20 protein-coding genes are annotated in these 18,587 nt (G+C 63.8%); 7 read left to right on the plus strand and 13 right to left on the minus strand.

Features of this window, described 5'->3' with window-relative positions; all coding sequences use genetic code 11:
- Positions 1–20: 20 nt before the first annotated feature.
- The 10 genes from ASD75_RS08950 to ASD75_RS08995 form a co-directional block, all read right to left on the minus strand.
- Entirely contained in the window at positions 21–833 is an 813-nt protein-coding gene (locus ASD75_RS08950; RefSeq protein ID WP_235511583.1) for a Crp/Fnr family transcriptional regulator, read from the minus strand.
- On the minus strand, positions 830–1,903 hold the full coding sequence (locus tag ASD75_RS08955; protein WP_056745183.1) for a hypothetical protein: 1,074 nt from the start codon (positions 1,901–1,903) through the stop codon (positions 830–832). The genes ASD75_RS08950 and ASD75_RS08955 overlap by 4 nt, the downstream gene beginning before the upstream one ends.
- 230 nt (positions 1,904–2,133) lie before the next feature.
- Positions 2,134–2,970, minus strand: a complete 837-nt coding sequence (locus ASD75_RS08960; RefSeq protein WP_156400980.1) for a hypothetical protein — start codon at positions 2,968–2,970, stop codon at positions 2,134–2,136.
- Between the two features lie 86 nt (positions 2,971–3,056).
- Positions 3,057–4,094, minus strand: coding sequence for a polymer-forming cytoskeletal protein (locus tag ASD75_RS08965; protein WP_056744883.1), 1,038 nt, complete (start codon positions 4,092–4,094; stop codon positions 3,057–3,059).
- Positions 4,091–5,341: a glycosyltransferase gene (locus tag ASD75_RS08970; RefSeq protein WP_056745184.1), complete on the minus strand. Its 1,251-nt coding sequence runs from the start codon at positions 5,339–5,341 to the stop codon at positions 4,091–4,093. The genes ASD75_RS08965 and ASD75_RS08970 overlap by 4 nt, the downstream gene beginning before the upstream one ends.
- A gap of 445 nt (positions 5,342–5,786) precedes the next feature.
- The gene (locus tag ASD75_RS08975; protein ID WP_056744885.1) at positions 5,787–7,523 is read right to left on the minus strand and encodes a SulP family inorganic anion transporter; all 1,737 of its coding nucleotides are present in this window, start codon (positions 7,521–7,523) and stop codon (positions 5,787–5,789) included.
- A gap of 16 nt (positions 7,524–7,539) precedes the next feature.
- Positions 7,540–7,896 (minus strand): TIGR01244 family sulfur transferase, encoded by a 357-nt coding sequence (locus ASD75_RS08980; RefSeq protein ID WP_056744887.1) that lies wholly within the window; start codon positions 7,894–7,896, stop codon positions 7,540–7,542.
- 1 nt (position 7,897) lies between these two features.
- Positions 7,898–8,347: a DUF6691 family protein gene (locus ASD75_RS08985; RefSeq protein WP_056744890.1), complete on the minus strand. Its 450-nt coding sequence runs from the start codon at positions 8,345–8,347 to the stop codon at positions 7,898–7,900.
- A 28-nt stretch (positions 8,348–8,375) separates the two neighbouring features.
- A complete protein-coding gene (locus ASD75_RS08990) occupies positions 8,376–8,807 on the minus strand; it encodes a YeeE/YedE family protein (RefSeq protein WP_056744892.1) in 432 nt (143 codons plus the stop codon).
- Positions 8,801–9,136, minus strand: a complete 336-nt coding sequence (locus tag ASD75_RS08995) for a helix-turn-helix transcriptional regulator (RefSeq protein WP_056062726.1) — start codon at positions 9,134–9,136, stop codon at positions 8,801–8,803. The genes ASD75_RS08990 and ASD75_RS08995 overlap by 7 nt, the downstream gene beginning before the upstream one ends.
- A gap of 100 nt (positions 9,137–9,236) precedes the next feature.
- Between ASD75_RS08995 and ASD75_RS09000 the strand changes: the two genes are divergently transcribed.
- The 7 genes from ASD75_RS09000 to ASD75_RS09030 all read left to right on the plus strand — a co-directional run bounded on the left by ASD75_RS09000 (position 9,237) and on the right by ASD75_RS09030 (position 16,218).
- Positions 9,237–10,097, plus strand: a complete 861-nt coding sequence (locus ASD75_RS09000) for an MBL fold metallo-hydrolase (RefSeq protein WP_056744894.1) — start codon at positions 9,237–9,239, stop codon at positions 10,095–10,097.
- 47 nt (positions 10,098–10,144) lie between these two features.
- A complete protein-coding gene (locus tag ASD75_RS09005) occupies positions 10,145–10,525 on the plus strand; it encodes a rhodanese-like domain-containing protein (protein ID WP_056744896.1) in 381 nt (126 codons plus the stop codon).
- Between the two features lie 86 nt (positions 10,526–10,611).
- Positions 10,612–10,803, plus strand: coding sequence for a DUF2892 domain-containing protein (locus ASD75_RS09010; protein WP_056062716.1), 192 nt, complete (start codon positions 10,612–10,614; stop codon positions 10,801–10,803).
- A 76-nt stretch (positions 10,804–10,879) separates the two neighbouring features.
- Positions 10,880–11,245, plus strand: a complete 366-nt coding sequence (locus tag ASD75_RS09015) for a carboxymuconolactone decarboxylase family protein (RefSeq protein WP_056744898.1) — start codon at positions 10,880–10,882, stop codon at positions 11,243–11,245.
- Between the two features lie 139 nt (positions 11,246–11,384).
- Positions 11,385–11,921 carry a molybdopterin-dependent oxidoreductase gene (locus tag ASD75_RS09020; protein ID WP_156400981.1) on the plus strand — a complete coding sequence of 179 codons (537 nt, stop codon included), beginning with the start codon at positions 11,385–11,387 and terminating at the stop codon, positions 11,919–11,921.
- Between the two features lie 27 nt (positions 11,922–11,948).
- Positions 11,949–15,035, plus strand: coding sequence for a response regulator (locus ASD75_RS09025; protein WP_056744901.1), 3,087 nt, complete (start codon positions 11,949–11,951; stop codon positions 15,033–15,035).
- Entirely contained in the window at positions 15,028–16,218 is a 1,191-nt protein-coding gene (locus ASD75_RS09030; RefSeq protein WP_056744903.1) for a two-component system response regulator, read from the plus strand. Before ASD75_RS09025 ends, ASD75_RS09030 begins: the two co-directional genes overlap by 8 nt.
- 102 nt (positions 16,219–16,320) lie before the next feature.
- On the opposite strand, the gene bioB is transcribed toward ASD75_RS09030, so the two are convergent.
- The 3 genes from bioB to ASD75_RS09045 form a co-directional block, all read right to left on the minus strand.
- Positions 16,321–17,364, minus strand: a complete 1,044-nt coding sequence (gene bioB, locus ASD75_RS09035; RefSeq protein ID WP_056744905.1) for a biotin synthase BioB — start codon at positions 17,362–17,364, stop codon at positions 16,321–16,323.
- 354 nt (positions 17,365–17,718) lie between these two features.
- Entirely contained in the window at positions 17,719–18,108 is a 390-nt protein-coding gene (locus ASD75_RS09040) for a hypothetical protein (protein ID WP_056744907.1), read from the minus strand.
- 72 nt (positions 18,109–18,180) lie between these two features.
- Positions 18,181–18,567, minus strand: coding sequence for a hypothetical protein (locus ASD75_RS09045; RefSeq protein WP_056745188.1), 387 nt, complete (start codon positions 18,565–18,567; stop codon positions 18,181–18,183).
- Between the last annotated feature and the right edge of the window lie 20 nt (positions 18,568–18,587).

Raw genomic sequence — 18,587 nt, forward strand, 5'->3', positions numbered from 1 at the left:
GTTGTCCGAGCCTGCAGCGTCTAAGCAACAGCGCCTGACATGACCCGTTCATAGGTCTCCAGATCCTGGTCAAAGCACCCACAGCTTTGCGCCAGCAATGCCTCCCGGTCCAGCACAAGGATATGCCCGCGCGTGTACTGGATTACGCCGCTCTCTTGCAGCTTGCCGGCCGCCAGCGTCACACCGGCCCGGCGTACCCCCAGCAGGTGCGCCAGCGTCTCATGGGTCATCTGGATGTCGGGGGTGCGCAGCCGCGTTTCGCTCATCAGCAGAAACCGCGCCAGACGCTGCTCCAGCGAATGAAAGTGCCCGCAGGCCACCATCGTGCCCATTTGCGATAGCTCGACATACAGATAGCGGGTGGTCAGCAGGCTCAGCGTCCGGCTGGCCAAACAATGGCTGCGCCAGGCATCCAGCTGGATTCGCCATGCCTGGCCTGCCCCCGAAACCACCGCATCAAAGGCCGAGGCCGTCACCCCCAGCCCTGCGCTGGCACCCAACATGCCCTCAAAGCCGATCTGTCCGGCCTCAAAGTGCCGCGCGCCCTCCAGGTTGGAGAGCAACGAGATCATGCTGTTGGTGGGAAAGTACACATGGCTGAGTCGTTCACCCGCTCGCCCCAATACTTGCTGGCTTTCCAGTTCGACCCACTCGGCAACGGACAGCAGGCGCGACCGCTCTGTAGGCCGCAAAAGGGCCAGCAGTCGGTTCGCGAGGGATTGGTCGATGTGCGGCTTCTTGACAGCAGGACGGGATCGTTTTGAATTCTCGGAGGAGACGCCATCTCTGTCTGTCTGCTGGCGTACATGGAGCTTACGCAAGCCAGCCCTCATGCCGCCGTGCTCCCGCCCAACACGGCTTTGGTGCGCAGATAGAAACCCAATTCGTTGATGGTGACCAGGCTGCGGTTGGCCGCAAAGGTTTTTTCCATGGCCGCCAGTTGTGTACGCGCCTGGCTGCCCTGCCCTCGAAGCGCGGCAACGTACCCGAGGATGGCCCACGGGAAAGGGTCATAGCGCCCGGTTTCCCAGCCTGGTGAGCGCGTGTTGAGACAGTTCCACCCTGCTGCAAACAGCCCGGTCAGCTCGCGCAATCCAAAGGCCTGCGGGTACACCTGACAAGTGGTGCCAGGGTAAAACTCTGCGCTGGGTGCCAGCGCGGCGTCGCTGGCCAAAAATGACTGCTCTGGGGCCTTGTAGAGCTGGCGCGCAATGCCTTCTGCGGTATTGGTCGCCAGCAGGTCATAGTAGTTGGCTTCAGACAGTTCGCTGCGCGACCGCAGCACCGCCGCAAAGTCGCGCAGACCTCGGTAACCTTCGCAGTTGTCCATGAGGTAGCCGCTGGCGTTGGTCCGGCTGCGCGGCGCCTGAAACACTGCAGTCAGCCCCGAAGGCTTGGCAGTCAATGCAAGGTTGCGGTAAGCGATATTTTTGAGGGCCGCTTTGCGCGCCTCCCACCAGGCCCAATTGCCACTGGCCGCCACATAGCGCGACGCTAGAGACAGAAAGGTGGATGCATAGGCGTCGTCCGAGTCAGCCAGCACCTTCTTGACCACCGAGGTGTTGGCCCGGCCATAGGGGAACTCAATATCCGCAATGGTGCTGGTGACAGGATCGGTGCTGGCTAGGTACAGATTCAGATACGGGAGGACGTATGTTTCCAGATCCGGCACACTGAGCATGGGCACCAAGGGCAACAATCCCAGGTTGGCGAAGTACCAGTTCAGGCGTCCATTGGGCGCCAGCTCGTAGCCACCGGCATAGGGACCCGACAGGATGCGCAACGCCTTGATCTCCGCTACAGCATCGATGGGCGCGCGAGCTTCTGACGCCCAGCTGGCCGAACACAAAAGCAACCCAGCCCCCAAGGCTGGCACCTTTTCTAGCAATGAACGACGCCGCATGTGCACGATCTCCGAACGCAAGCCCGGACACCGCTTTCAACATCTGGAGAGCAACAGCGCAAAAAGAAGCGCACTGCCAGGAAGGCCGACACCCCCGGGTAAAGGGTGGCGTACTTATTTTGCAGAAGATGCCTCCGATTTCTTCACTGCGTACGCAGGCGTACAGACAGGTGAACCTGGCAGCGCCGCAGAGGGTACGGCTGAACAGACCCGACAGGGGAATGAGCGCCCTAATGTGTAGCGGACAAGGGGGCCGTGCTGGCCGCCCATGCATACAGAGCCACAAACACCATCATGTCGAAAAGCGCCCCGAAACACAGGTACAGCACGGGCATGAATACCACCGACAAGTGCTGCAGAACCAGCAGGTGCACCATGGCTTGCTGCGGCACCATGACCCCAAAGAACAACAAGATAAGCAAGGTATGCACGACCTTGGCCTGCCAGCTGATTTGCAGCGGGTAGTAGCCGAGCGCCATCAGCACCGGTATGGCCAGAATGAGCAGATAGCCAGCATCCAGCAGGTCCATGACATGGTTCAGCACCAAGTGCGGGAACGGCATCGGCGCAAACCAGAAGTACAGCAGCGCCAGCGCCTGCACCACGCACAGCACCCGCACTAGATACTGCGCGGGAAGCCATCGCCCTCGCAGGCGCAGTGCCAGCCCCCAGGCCACCACAGTCAGCACGGCAGCCAGGGCAGCACCAGTGGTGATGGACAGCCCCAGGTCACCCGCGCCTGGCAACCAGCTTATCCCCAACAGGTCCTGGCGTGATGACACTGCCGCTGGCTGCAGCGGCATATGCAGCCACCGCGCCCAGGTGAGCAGGTAGCTGCGCCAAAAACCGTGCAGAGGCTCCCGCAATGCGTAGATCAGAGACAACCACACCACCGGCAGCCCCACCATTTGCAAAAGCAGCCATGGGTTGAGCCGGATGCGGCTGAGAGCGCGGTGGGGCAACTGGTGCCTGTGGGTTTGTTGGGCCTGCGCCAACAGGCCGCGCGCAGCATTAAAAGCCAGCTCGCGGTCTTGGCGGCTGTGGGGAGTAACGGTGGGATGTGGCAAGGGGAAGCCCTCTGTGGCGCTTTAGCAGATGGAACAATGCGAGGGTGCAGGCCACCGACCAGCCATGCAATGCGGGTGCGCCGCGTTCACGCCGACCACACAATGCCCAGTTGGCGGGCCCACACGGTGCCATGCGCCCGGGCACCCGCCTCCGCCATGATGGTTTCTGCGCTGACGGTGGTGAGGGCCTGCGGCGAGCCCACCTGTACCCCAGCGCCGAGCAGGATGCCCGATTCGGACACCACGGGTCCGGCCACCTGGGCATGGTCCAGGAGCTGGATCTGCTTTTCACTGCATAGCGAGCCCTGCACCCGCGCGTGGTCGCCCATGACGATGCCTCCACGGGCTTTCACGTCGCCTTCAATCACGGTGCCAGCCCCAATGAGCAAACGCCCCGTGACCACCAGCGAGCCGTGATACCGGTGCATGCGTGGCAGCTTACAGTCGCCGCGCACGAGCGTCACCTGCTCGCTCTGGCGAAGCGCACCCTCCAGCCGATCAAAGCTGGCCTCGATCAAAGGCGCATGCTCGCGTTCAGCTTGCAGGGCCGCATCACCACCAAAGCGGATGTGTGGCGCCTGGATCCGCTCAAAACAGCAATCGGCCTCCAGCTCCACGGCGGTCGATGAAGACAGGCGCCGCAGCCCCGAACAGCCCTGGGCCAGATGCAGGGACGCGTCGGCATGTGCCCACTGCCCCACATCGCTACCCGCACCCAGCCGGATACGGCCCTGCGCCAGCAGGCCCACAAAGCGGCTGCGGGCCGGTGCTTCGAAGTCACCATGCACGAACAGCGGTGCAGCACATTGGATCGCTGTCTGCGGCTTGACCGAGCCTAGGCAAACCAGGGGTCGCAGCATGCCGGCCCAGTTCACGCCCTCCAGTGACACCGGCGCAAAATCAAACTCGTTGGCATAAGGACCCGGCACTTGCGCCTGGTGGGCCTGCACCAGCGCGCGGAACCGGTCAGCGAAATGATCGATGTCGGTGGTGTAGTGCGGCAGCACCTGCAATGCCTCGGTATCGGTGGGGTGCCGCCACTCGCGCCAGGTGGGACCAAAGGCAATCACCATCAATCCCGAGCTGATCAATACAAAGGCCAGGTAGAACAAGGCGGTGTTCATTGTTCGACGCTCGGTTGCCGGTAGCGCACGGTCTTGTCCCACACCATGTCGCGGCGCAGCAGCTTGTCCATCAACTGCCCCCACACCGATGACGATATGGCAAACAGGCTGATCACGAAGCCCAGCAAGCTGAGCGGCAGCAGCCGCAACCGCCTGCGTTTGCCGTCCAGCAGCACCGCTACGGCGATCTCAAAAAACGCGGCGAAGTTACCCAGCGTGCCATAGGCCATGAGCGCAAACAAGGAGATCAGCCCCGTCAGCATGTCCCCGGCATTGAAAAAATACAGGCCCAGCGCCAGCAGCCAACCCACCAGCAGCAACGGCGGCAGCACAAAAACACACAAAAGCAGCAGCCCGTCCAGGCGTTCTCGCCAGCTCAGGTAGGGACTGAATGCAAAGCGCAAGCCATAGCGCACCATCACTTGGTTGTGCCCCTTGGCCCAGCGCTTGATCTGCTTGATGCGCACCTGCCAGTCCTGAGGCACCTCCTCATAGCACTCGGACCTATTGGTGTAAACAGTCTTCCAGCCGTTGAGCAAAAGCCGATAGGTAATGTCCGTGTCTTCGGCCAGCGTATCGTCGTGCCAGCCGCCCACCGCAGCCACAGCCGAGCAGCGCACGCCACCCACGGTGCCGCCGTACTGGGGCACCAGGCGAAGGTTCATACGGGCCTGCTGGTCCACCTGGTAGCCGCCGCTTCGCTCCAGATCCAGCATGCGTGTGAGCAGGTTCACCCCCGTATTGACCGGCACCACACGGCCCATCACTGCCCCCACCTCGGGGTCGAAAAATGGCGCCACTAGCTGCTTGAGCAGCCCACGACCGGGCACATAGTCGGCATCGAAGATGATCACAATGTCGCCCTGCGCATGCTGCAGGGCGTCCTTGAGCGCTGCGGCCTTGCCTGGCTTGCCCTTGGTACGGTGAAACGGCACGATTCGCCCCGGGTAACGGCCTACCCAGTCATCGATGATGGCGCGCGTGCCATCGGTAGACCGGTCGTTGACCGGCACCACCTTCAGCCGGTCGAGCGGGTAATTGGTGTCCAGCAGGGCCTGCAAGCATCCGGCGATCACCTGTTCTTCGTTGTGGGCAGCGATGAACACCGTGATCAGCGGCCAGTCCGCCTGATCGATGTCCAGGTACGGATGGCGCTGGTGCCCTAGCAGGCGGTTCAGTGTGAGCACTCCATGCCGAGTGGCATACACCATCATCACCACGATGATCATGGCCAGCAGCGCCGCCATAGTGGACAGCACCGCATATGCCACAGGGCCAGGCACCCACCGCTGACTCAGCGCTTCGATGGATTCAAGAGGCTGCGTCATCGGGGCCGCCCACGTACTGGCGCTGCCCAACAGGGTGGCAAATGCCGTCGCAAACCACAGCCACCGCGCCGGGGGAATTTGGGGTGCAGCGCTGCGCTCGGCAGGACCAAGCTGCCGGCTCTCTCGATTCACGTGCATAGAACGCCTTTTGTTCCGACCACTGCTGGACCCTGCGCGCAGGACGTGGAGTGGCAGCGTCTTGCGCCCCCGTTACGTCACACCCTGCAGGGATGTGAGACGGAATGTAAGCAGCAGGCGGGGCACGGTCTGTTCGATGGCGAACACAGGCAAAGTCCAAGCGCAAAAGGGCTGTGGATGGGGCTCAATGCACCCGTGCCGTCAGTCGCCGTCCACCCGCTGCACGCTATCGGGCCAGCGATGGCGATGGGTTGGGCGAGACAGTCGCCTCGCGGTTTGCAAATTGGAACGCTGCATGGGTGCTCAGAAACACCCTGCCCTCCAAACGCAGCCCCAGCGGCGTGGTCTGCAGGCGGTCCAGCACAGGCCCTTTGACCTCTGCCAGCAGCAATGCCATGCCGCGCTGGGCCAGGCTGCGCTCCAGGTCGGTGAGCACCCCCAAGGCTGTGGTGTCGATCTGGTTGATGGCCGAGCACACCAACAGCACATAGTGCGTGTCAGGCTGTGCCGCCACCAGAGACTCCACCTTATCGAGCAACGCGTCCGAATTGGCGAAATACAGGCTTTCGTCGACCCGCACGGCAATCAGGCCGGGTTCGGTAGTGACTGCATGGCGGGCGACGTTGCGGAAATGCTCCGTGCCAGGCACGCGCCCCACAACCGCAATGTGCGGATGGCTGCTGCGCCACACCAAAGTGCCCAGCGACAACGCCACCCCCATCAGGATGCCGACTTCCACGCCCAAAGCGATCACTCCCCCTGCGGTGGCCAGCAGGGCCATGGCATCCGCCTTGTCGTAATGCCAGGCCTCGCGCAGTGTCTCGACGTCAATCAGGGACACCACCGCCACGATGATGGTTGCCGCCAGCACGGCATGGGGCAGATAGTGAAACAGCCCGGTCAGCGCGGCAATCACCACACCCATCAGCACGGCAGAAATGACACCTGCCAGGGGCGTGTTGGCTCCGGCGGCAAAATTGACGACCGAGCGCGCAAAGCCGCCCGTGACGGGGAAACCGCCCGACAGCGCACTGGCGACATTGGCCGCTCCCAAGCCCAGCAGCTCCCGGTTGGGCTGAATGCGCTGCTGCCGCTTGAGCGCCAGCGATTGCGCTACCGACACACTTTCCACAAAGCCCACCAGCGAGATCAGCAGCGCAGGCAGCCACAGCGAGCCCACAGACGCCATAGAAACTGCCGGCAGCCCAAGCTGTGGCAGGCCCTGGGGCACCGTGCCGACAATGCTGACCCCTGCCGTCTGGTCCCAGCGCATGGCGGCCACCAAGGCAGTGGACACCATCACCGCCAGCATCGGCGCCAGTTTGGATGCGATGTCTGCCAACCGAGGGCTGGCGCCCAGGCGGACCAGCCAAGGGGACAAAGACTTGCGCGCCAGCACGAGAAACAACACGCTGCCCGCACCAATGCCCAGCGTGACCAGGTTGGTTCCGGGCGCCGCGTGCGCGAGCTGCACCACGGTGTCAAAGACGTCGGTACCGCCCGCCTTCACGCCCAGCAGGTGCTTGACCTGCCCCACAGCAATGAGCACGGCCGAGCCAGAGATAAAACCGCTGATCACAGGATGACTCAAAAAGTGGGCCAGAAAACCCAACCGCAACACCCCAAACAGCAGCAACATGCCCCCGGAGAGCAGCGACAGCAACATGGCCAGCGCCACGTAGTCGGGCGAGCCAGCGGCAGCCAGGGGCTGCAGGGCGCTCGCCGTCATGAGCGAAGCGACTGCCACCGGGCCCACAGCCAGCGTCATGCTGGACCCCAGCATGGCATACGCAATGATGGGCAGGATGCTGGCGTACAAGCCGACCTCGGGGGGCAAGCCCGCCAGCAGCGCGTAGGCCAGGCTCTGCGGGATGAGCATCACCGTCACGATCACACCGGCAACCATGTCCCCGGAGAGCCAGGACTTCTGGTAGTTGCGGACCCAGCCGGGTATGAAGTTCATGATGGCTCCCGGGTGATCAGGACGCCTCGGCATCCAGGGTCTGCGTCAGTCCAAACAACTGGGCAGACCTGGCACCCGAACGGCAATACGCCAACGTGGGCTTGGGGGCGGAGATCACGACCTTGTGCATGGCCCTTACCTGTTCCGGCGTGATGGAACCGCTCACAACAGGCAGGTACACGTAATGAAGTCCGGCCACCGTGGCGGCGCGCTCCATTTCAGGGCTGGTGGGTTGTGCGCCACCGCCCTCCCCGTCGGGCCGGTTGTTGATGATGGTCTTGAAGCCCTGCTGGGCCAAAAAGGCAAAGTCCGTGGTGGCCAGCTGGGGCGACACTGCGAAGTCGGGGGTCAGGGCAATGATCTGCAGCGGCATGTCAGCGGGCTCCGGTCTGGGTAGGTGGGGCGCGGTGGGACATGCGTTCGGCCAGTTCAAACAGCCACATGCCCGCCAGCATCGCCATCACAAACACGATGGCTTTGGGCTGGCCCGCGCCCGCCGAAACGATGGCGGGCCCCGGGCAAAAGCCTGCAATGCCCCAGCCCGCACCAAAGATGAGGCTCCCGACCACCAGGCGGCGATCGATGTCGCGCGACGTGGGCAGATGCATCGCGCCTCCCAGGAAACTGGTGGTGCGTTTCTTGGCCGCAGCGAACGCAAAGACGCCCACCGCAATCGCGCCGCCCATTACGAATGCCAGCGACGGGTCCCACAAGCCAGCCAGGTCCAGAAAGCCCAGCACCTTGCCAGGGTCGGTCATGCCCGAGACGATGAGGCCCATTCCGAAGATCAGACCCATCAGGAACTCTGTAATGCGATTTTTCATAGCGATCAATGCTCCGATGTAGGCTGGGTCAGCCCAGCGCGTGCCGGATGAGAAAGACGGTGACAAACCCAGCGCCCATGAAGGCCAGGGTGGCCACCAGGGACCGGGGCGACATGCGCGAGAGTCCGCACACCCCGTGGCCGCTGGTGCAGCCCGATCCGTAGCGGGTACCGACACCCACCAGCAGGCCAGCGATCACCACCATGCCCCAGCTCGCATCAATGCGCGGCTGTGTGGGGCCGACTACCAGCCAATAGAGACTGGGGGCTACCAGCATGCCCAGCACAAAAGCCAAGCGCCAACCAATGTCCCCAGCGCGGGGGCGCAACAGCCCACCCACAATGCCGCTGATGCCCAGAACGCGTCCGTTGAGGAGCACAAAAAGCGCCGAGGCAAGGCCCAGCAAAACGCCGCCAGCGAGCGCAGCCCAGGGAGTGAAATGGGTCCAGTCGATCAGCATGGCTTGCTCTCCTGGGCGGGGCCACAAAATTGTTCAAACAGCACGTTCATCACCGCCAAGGCCTGGGGGCTGGCGATCTCGTAATAGATGTTTTTGCCGTCACGGCGCGTGTTGACGAGGCCCTCCTCGCGCAATACGCCCAGCTGCTGCGACAAGGTGGGCTGGGAGATGCCCACCAACTCTTCCAGTTCACCCACACGCTTTTCACCCTGCGTCAGCTGACATAGCAGCAGCAGGCGGTCGGGGTTGGACAACACCTTCATCAAGCGACAAGCGCTGTCGGCGGACCTGCGCAAGGTTTCCAGGTCCATTTGTGCTTCTGCGTGCATGGTCGCGCACTCCTTTTCAAATTCGATATTGATATTCTATTGACTTACAATCTATACGTCAATAAACTATTAACATCGAAATTAAATACGGAGCCCTTCAATGAAACCCCAGATAGAAGCCTTCTTTGATGACTCCACCTGGACGGTGAGCTATGTGGTGTTTGATCGGTCTGGCGGCCACTGCGCGGTGGTGGATTCCGTGCTGGACTACGACCCGAAGTCGGGCCGCACCCGTACGCGGTCTGCCGACAAGATCGTGGAGTTTGTGCAAAGTCAGGGGCTGACGGTGCAATGGATTCTGGAAACCCATGCCCACGCGGACCACCTGTCGGCCGCGCACTACCTTCGCGACAAGTTGGGCGGAAAGATCGCCATTGGTGCGTCCATCACCCAGGTGCAGGACGTATTCAAGAAGGTGTTTCATCTGGAGCCCGGGTTTCACCCCGATGGCAGCCAGTTCGACCAGCTGCTGCACGACAACGAGGTCTTCCACATCGGCCAGCTGGAGGCCCAGGCGCTGGCAGTGCCCGGTCACACGCCCGCCTGCATGGCCTACCAGGTGGGCGACGCTGTGTTTGTGGGAGACACCCTCTTCATGCCCGACGTGGGCACAGCGCGCTGCGACTTTCCCGGGGGCAATGCCCACACGCTATACCAGTCGGTGCGCAAACTGCTGAGCCTGCCGGATGAAACCCGCCTGTTCATGTGCCACGACTACCCACCCGCAGGGCGCGCCGTGGCCTGGCAAACCACCGTCGCCGACCAGCGTGCCAAGAACATCCACGTGCATGACGGGGTGACCGAAGACGCCTTTGTAGCGCTGCGCACCCAGCGCGACGCGACGCTGGAGATGCCCGTGCTCATCCTGCCCTCGGTGCAGGTCAACATCCGCGCAGGGGAAATGCCGCCAGCGGAAGCCAATGGCGTGACCTATCTCAAGATTCCTGTCAACGCGCTGTGACACAACCGCCACATCCGTACCGCCATACGCACTGCAGGAACGCACACATGAAAACAGCCCACGACCTCGTCACCGCTGCCAAGGCCCTGGTGCAAGAGGTACCGCTGAACCAGGCCGACGAAGCCATCCGAACCGCCGACGTGCTGATCGATGTGCGGGAGGCCGACGAGTACCAGGCCGGACATATCCCCGGCGCGATTCACGCCTCTCGCGGGGTGCTGGAGTTCCGGCTCAGCAGCACGCCCGAACTCAGCGCACGCGACCTCAAGGTGGTGCTGTACTGCAAGACCAGTGGCCGGGCCGCGCTGGCTGCGCGCGCCATGCAGGACATGGGCTACCTGCAGGTGCAGTCCATCGCCGGTGGCTTTGACGCGTGGGTGGCTGCGGGCAAGCCCGTCGCGGCGCCCGCATCCCCCTCATTCGATTGACCGGGCGGTGAGCGCATTTCGCTTTCACCGCGCTTGTGCAAGCAGGGCCTATTCCCGGGCCGCAACCTTTGAGCAAGGAACTCATCATGAACATCAACGTAGGAACCGCAGACCGTGTACTGCGCGTCTTGGCAGGCCTGGTCCTGATTGCGCTGGCTGCCACTGGCACGGTGGGCTGGTGGGGTTGGCTGGGCGTGGTGCCATTGGCCACCGGACTGTTTCGCTTCTGCCCGGCTTACACGCTGCTAGGCATCAACACCTGCCCCGTGAAGAAATAAATCGCCGGCAGGCGCCCACACACAGAGATACAGAGAGAGCCCGGCACCCTCCCCGGCCCAAGCAAGGAACCATTCAATGAGTACGTTTGACCACATCGGCCTGATTCAGGGCATCAACGAAAACCTGGCCACCTTTCGCAAGGCGCAGCCCGACGCCATGCGGGGCTTTGCGCAGCTCGCCCAGGCATCCATGGCGGAAGGGGCGTTGACCAGCAAGCACAAGGAGCTGATTGCCCTGGCCATCGGCGTCACCCAGCGCTGCTCCGGGTGCATCGGTTTTCATGTCAAGGCACTGCAAAAGCTCGGTGCCACCCGCGCAGAGCTGGAAGAGATGCTGGCCGTGTGCGTTTACATGGGCGGCGGCCCGGCACTCATGTACACGGCCGAGGCCCTGAAGGCCTGGGACACCATGGCCGCCGCCAGCGCACCCGCCGCAGCCTGACGCAGCGGCCCTGCCATCCGTCCGCCGCCGTCGCGCGCTCGACACCCCGGCGGGCCATCCGTCAAACCGATGGTGATAAATCGGTTTACATTTTGGCCATCTATCCGCGAGACTGTTACCAAAACAGGAGGGGGTGTCCATGCAATCTCATCGTCGTCATGGGTTGAAATTGGCGTTGTCCAAGGCATGGACGGCATGGGTGGTCGGTGCGGCGTTGCTGGCAACGACCAATTTGCAGGCGCTGGAGCCACCCACAGGTCCCGTCGTCCTGACCATCGACGGCGCCATCACCCAGACCAACCGGGGTCAGCAGGCGCAGTTCGACATGAAGATGCTGGAGAAGCTGCCGCAGCACAGCTTCTCCACCCAAACACCCTGGTACCCCAGCGCTGTCACGTTCACTGGCCCCCTGCTGCGCGATGTGCTGGCGGCGGTGGGCGCCAAGGGCACCAAGATCACCGCCGTGGCCCTGAATGACTACAAGACCGAGATTCCGGCAGACGACGCCACGCGGCATGACGTGATCGTGGCGCGCCTGATGAACAACCGGCCCATGCCCATCCGCGAAAAAGGCCCGCTGTTCATCGTGTACCCGTTTGATACCAAGGCCGAGCTGCGCAGCGAGCTGTACTACAACCGGGCGGCCTGGCAGCTCAACGCACTGCACATCCGGTAGCCGCCCTCCCCGCTTCCTGCCCCATCTATGCTGCGCAGCCAACACATCCTGCGGCTCATCATTGCCGGGCTGGTGTTGGCCTATGTCGCTATTGCGGCGGTGCAGTACAGCCAGTACCGCAGCGTGGAGGCCGTCATGCGGCGCGGCGATGTGAATGCGCTGTGGTCGTTCTTGCAGCTCAATGTGGAATATGAAAAGCTGGACCATGCGCTGCACCAGTTCGAGCTGGACCCCACCAGCATCACCATGGACCGGCTGGAGCTGCGGTATGACCTGTTCCTGAGCCGATTCAGCGCCTTGGAAAGCGGCACCTCGCGCACGCTGATGCAGGACGAGCCCATCTACAGCAATGCGCTGACCGCCCTGCAGCGGTTTGTGGCAGAGGGCGACAGCTACTTTGGCGCCAGTGTGGATGCACTCTCCAGCCAGACCAACATGCGGCGCCTGCGCACCGAGCTGGACGGCCTGCGTGAAACGGTGCAAGAGCTGTCGCTCAGTGCGTCGCGCGTGTCGGCCCTGCTGGGCGACTCGCGCAACGCCGAGGTCAAACACCAGACTTTGCTGACCACCGGGCTCACTGCATTCCAGGCCCTGCTTACGTTTTTGCTCGCTTTTGCCATGGCGCGGCAATTCTTGCAGCGCGAAAAGGCGACGGCCCAGGCCATGGAAGCGCAGAACGAGCTGGTCGATGCACTCAAGCGCAACGAAGAGGTGCTGGAGGCGCGCGTGGCCGAGCGCACCGTGGAGCTGCAAAAAGTCAACGCAGCCCTGCGCGAGCATGAGGACGAGCTGGAGATTGCCCGCGCCCGTGCGGAGGACGCCTCGCAGATGAAGTCGGATTTCCTGGCCAACATGAGCCACGAGATCCGCACGCCCATGAACGCGGTGATCGGCATGAGCCACCTGGCCCTGGGCACCGACCTCACACCGCGCCAGCGTGACTATGTCGAAAAGATCCAGCGCTCCGGCCAGCATCTGCTCGGCCTGATCAACGACATCCTGGACTTCAGCAAGATCGAGGCGGGCAAGCTCGAAGTGGAGGTCGTGGACTTTGACCTGCGCGGCGTGCTGGACAACGTGGCCAACCTGGTCAGCGACAAATGCGCGCACAAGGGTCTGGAGCTGCTGTTCGATGTGGACCCGGCCCTGCCCGACGACCTGCGCGGCGACCCGTTGCGCCTGGGGCAGATCCTGGTGAACTACGCCAACAACGCCGTCAAATTCACCGACAAGGGCGAAATCATCGTGCGCGTCACCGAAACGTCGCGCGACAACACCGGAGTCCTGCTGCGCTTTGAGGTGCAGGATACCGGCATCGGCCTGACTCTCGAGCAGCAGTCGCGGCTGTTTCGCTCGTTCGAACAGGCCGACACATCTACCACGCGCAAATACGGTGGCACCGGGCTGGGGCTGGCCATCTCCAAGAAGCTGGCCGGCTTGATGGGCGGCGAAGTAGGAGTACAAAGCCAGCCTGGGGTGGGCAGCACCTTCTGGTTTACCGCCCGTCTGGGGCTGGGCAACCCCAGCCATGCCCCCCTGCTGCCCACCCCCGACCTGCGCGGGCGGCATGTCTTGGTAGTGGACGACAGCGAGCAGGCCCGGCATATCCTGGGCGAGATGCTGGCCCGCATGAGCTTTGCCGTCACCACGGCCTCTTCCGGCGAGGAAGCGGTGGCCCAGGCCCGCGCCGCCGAAGAGGCTGGTCGCCCCTGCGAGATCGCATTCGTGGACTGGAAGATGCCCGGCATGGACGGGTTTGACACCCACCGCGCACTTGCCCGCCTGCATCACCCGCCACTCACGGTCATCGTGACCGCAGCAGGCCGCGACGATGTGCAAAGCGAACTGGAACGCGCCGGGCTGCAGCTGATGCTGTCCAAACCCGTCAGCCCCTCGCAACTTTTTGATGCCGCCATGCAGGCGCTGGGCGGGCAGGTCCGGTCGTCCGACGGGCGTGGCACACAAACACCCCGGCGCGCTGCGCACCTTTCCGCCATTGCTGGCGCACGGGTGCTGCTGGTGGATGACAACGACCTGAACCAGCAGGTGGGCGCCGAGCTGCTGAGCGGCGCCGGCCTGGTGGTGGACGTGGCCCAGAACGGACAGGCGGCGCTGGACATGCTCGCCCAAGCCCCTTATGACCTGGTGCTGATGGACATGCAAATGCCCGTGATGGACGGCCTGACCGCTACCAGGCACCTGCGCCAGAACCCGTCCTGGGCCCAGCTGCCCGTGGTGGCCATGACGGCCAACGCCATGAGCCGCGACCGCGACCTGTGCCTGGAAGCGGGCATGAATGGCCACCTGGCCAAACCCATCGACCCGGACGAACTGTTTGCTGCCCTGCTGCAATGGATTGCACCCCGAGCCACCGGTGCGGACGAGGCTGACCGCGAAGGCGGAGACCCTCAGGGGCAGCCAGCTGGCGCCCCTTCCAACTCCGACACAGCGCCCCACTCCACAGCCGCGCTTCCCGCCGATGACGCCCTGCGCCGCATCCCAGGGCTCGACGCGACCGCCGGCCTGCGGCGTGTGCTGGACAAACGGCCTGCCTACGAAGGCCTGCTGCGCAAGTTTGTGGCGGGGCAAGCGCAGGCGGTCCAAGCCACCCGTACTGCCCTGGCTGCCGGGCTACACGACGAGGCCCAGCGCGCCATGCACACGCTCAAAGGCACGGCCGGCACCATCGGCGCCACTGCACTCGCTGCCCTGGCACAGCGTGCGGAAGAAGCCATCGCCCAGAAGGCCTCGCCCGAGCTGGCAGAGCCACTGCTGGAGCCCGTGGAAGCGGCTTGCCAGGCGCTGGTCATGGCGCTGCAGCAGGCCCTGCCCGCAGAGGAGGTTGCGGGCGCGGACGCTGCGCCTGGCCTGCAGATCGACGCCTCCGCTGCGCGTGCACTGGTGGCGCAGCTTGACGCACTGCTGTCCGACGACGATTCCGACGCCATTGAAATCTTCAGGCAATCCGCCCCCACCCTGCAGGCCCTGCTCGGGCCGGCGTATGGCCAGATGAAGCGGTCGCTGGACAGCTACGACTTTGTGGAGGCACTGGCCATACTGCGCCAGGCCCCCGAGGCGCACAATGACAACAAGGAGGACCCGGTCCATGAATAGCCCATTCGCACCCAGCGGCAAATGCACGGTGCTGGTCGTAGACGACACGCCCGACAACCTCTCGCTGATGAGCGACCTCCTGCGCACCGACTACAAGGTCAAGCTTGCGCCCAGTGGCGAGCGCGCCCTGCAGATCGTGGCGGCCGACAGCAAGCCCGACCTGATCCTGCTGGACATCATGATGCCGGACATGGACGGCTACGAGGTGCTGCGCCGCCTGCAGTTCAACCCCGACACCGAAGACATCCCTGTCATCTTCCTCACAGCCATGAGCGCGGCCGATGACGAAAGCATTGGCCTGGAGCTGGGCGCGGTGGACTACATCACCAAACCCATCAACCCGGCCATCGTGATGGCCCGGGTGCGCAACCACCTGCAGCTCAAGCGCGCGCGCGACTTCCTGGCCCAGCACAACCACTTTCTGGAACAGGAGGTCGCCAACCGCACCCGGGCGATGGCCGAGCTGCAGGACGCCACGATCCGCGCCATGGCCTCGCTGGCCGAAACGCGCGACAACGAAACAGGCAACCACATCCGGCGCACGCAGCACTACATGGAAGCGCTGGCCCGCCACCTGCAGAACCACCCGCGCTTCAAGGACGAGCTGACCGACGCCGCCATCGAGACCATCTTCAAGTCCGCCCCGCTGCACGACATCGGCAAAGTGGGCATTCCCGACCGCATCCTGCTCAAGCCCGGCAAGCTCACGCCGGAAGAGTTCGAGATCATGAAGACGCACACCACGCTGGGGCGCGACGCCATCATCGCGGCCGAGACGGGGACCACACAGGACAACCCGTTTTTCCGGTATGCCAAGGAGATCGCCTACAGCCACCAGGAGAAATGGGACGGCTCAGGCTACCCCGAAGGTCTGGTGGGCAACACCATTCCACTGTCAGCACGGCTCATGGCCGTGGCCGACGTGTACGACGCACTAATTTCCGAACGCGTCTACAAGCCCGCGTACTCCCACGAGCAGGCGGTAGAGATCATTCGCGACGGCCGGGGGAGCCACTTCGACCCCGACATGGTCGATGCCTTCCTGACCCTGTCCGAGGAGTTCCGGCGCATTGCCCAGCAGTTTGCCGATGCCGAGCCTGCACGGCTGGCCCAGGTGGACCGCTTGGCCGCCGATCTGCCCATGGAGCGCATCGAACTGACCTCGCGCGAAGAGCCGCTCTGAATGGCAGTGTCCCGCGCCTTACCGTAGCGCAGCACGGAGGCACGGCATTCGGTGACGTCGCAGCGGGCTCCAGCAGAAGCACGCCGCCGCGTCGGGGGGGCATCAAGCGCTGTGGCTGTGCCCGTCCAGGGTGGTGGTCGTTGTGCGATGGCCGTTCAGCCCCAGCTTGGCCAGCAGTTGCACGTCGGCATCCACATCGGGGTTGCCAGTCACCAGCAGCTTGTCACCATAAAAGATCGAATTGGCCCCGGCCATGAAGCACAGCGCCTGCACCGCTTCACCCATTTGCTGGCGCCCGGCAGAGAGGCGTACCCGGGCCTTGGGCATGGTGATGCGGGCCACGGCAATCATGCGCACAAAGTCCAGCGGGTCGATGGGCTCGCTGTCGGCCAAAGGCGTTCCAGGCACCCGCACCAGGCTGTTGATGGGCACCGACTCAGGGTACGGCTGCAGGTTGGCCAGTTGCGCAATCAGGCCCGCACGGTGCACGGGCGCTTCGCCCATGCCCACGATGCCGCCGCAGCACACGCTGATGCCTGCGCTGCGCACATGCTGCAGCGTGTCCAGCCGGTCCTGGTAGGCGCGGGTGCTGACCACATCGGTGTAGTACTCGGGGGCTGTGTCCAGGTTGTGGTTGTAGTAGTCCAGCCCGGCGTCTTTCAATGCTTTTGCCTGGTGCGATTCCAGCATGCCCAGCGTGGCGCAGGTCTGCAGGCCCAGGCCCTTCACCGCGCCAATCAGGGCGCTGACTTTTTCAATGTCGCGGTCTTTGGGCGCACGCCAGGCGGCACCCATGCAAAAGCGCGTGGCGCCCGCGTCCTTGGCGGCCTGGGCGGCGCGCACCACCTCATCCACCTCCATGAGCTTGTCGGCCTTTACCCCGGTGTCGAACTCGGCCGCCTGCGGGCAATAGCCGCAGTTTTCTGGGCAGCCGCCGGTCTTGACCGACAGCAGCGTGGCCAGCTCGATGTCGCCCGCAGGCCAATGCTGGCGGTGCACGGTTTGTGCCTCAAACAGCAAGTCCATCAGGGGCTTGTCGAGCAGCGCCTGGATGGCCTCCACCGACCATTCTCCCTGCACGACCGGCGCAGGGACGGGGCGATGGACCTGGATGGGCTGCGGGGCGGAGAGGGTTGCGTTGGCCATGGGTGGGGTCCTTTCAAGAGCCTGCTGCTGCAAGCACCAGGCATTGCGTCAGTGATCACACAAGGCGCCACTCCAGAGTCTTCCGGAGCACCGCCCTGCATCGCTATCACCATGATTTTGAAGGAGATTTCGGCACAACTGCTCTCAACATGGTCACAAAAGGTGCCACTATGTCCCCGTGCTCAACAGCCGCCATCTCACTGTGCGAGAACGGCAAAAAAGCCGACTGTTGACCACTTTAGAGAGCATGTTGAAACCACGGCCAAAACCGCCAAAGTAACGCGCTGACAACCGGCGGCTTTGGCTTCTATCTTGCAGACCTTGCCACCTCGCAGGCTCCGACGTTCATGAAAGTTAGCCGCTCGTTACACCCCGGCCAGACCAGGTCAAGGCCCCAGCGCCCGCCACCAGGCACGCCAGGGCCAGGCCATCCGCCACCACCACGCGCTGCAAATGCGCATTGAAGCCGCCGGTGACCCATGCAAGCAGCAGGAAAGAAAGGGTGCTGACCGCGCCAACAAGCAAGCCCAACCACTGGTAGCCGGGCTTGAACGCCGCCATCAGGCAGAGCCCACCCACGATGCCGAACAGCACAGCGCGGTGCCGCAGCAGGATGAGCGTGTCCGGATCGGAAGGGGCCACGCCGTAGAGTCTGGCCAAGTGCTCTGCGCCGAGCACGCCGATCAACGGAATCAGGTGAATGGCACCCGCGAGCAGCAAGGCCAGAGAAGCAATTTTTTGCATGGGCAGGCGACACCAAAGACAAGGTGCCGCCGTTGTAGCCCCCGCCGGGCCCGGTGACCATGACGCCCCAGGTCATGGACGCCGCGCTTTACAGCGCCCCAGCATCTGCTCCAGCGCCTCGCGGATGGCGCGGGGCTTGTTGTCTGCGTCGTCGATGGCAGAACAGCTCGGACTGTGCTCCACCTCAGCGCCGCGACTGCCGACGCGACCGAACAGGCGCTCGCAGTCACATCGCAGGGAGGCCAGGGTCTTGCGGGACCGCTGGTGTTTCACTTCCGCCACCCAGCAGCGGTCCGCGCAGCCGCAGGACCGGTACTGCAGGGTTTCTCCCGCCCGGCCCCAGTCGAGCGGATAGGCACCCGTGCCACCTGCAGCCCCACCGCCCTGCCCTGCCAGTGCGAGGACCAGCAGGGCGCTCACCTTGGCGCCGGCCAACAACGTACGTTGGAGCGAAACCATGGGGGGCGACAGCGGGCTGC

The organism is Acidovorax sp. Root568 (assembly GCF_001427445.1).
In the GTDB taxonomy this organism is placed as follows: Bacteria; Pseudomonadota; Gammaproteobacteria; order Burkholderiales; family Burkholderiaceae_C; genus Acidovorax; species Acidovorax delafieldii.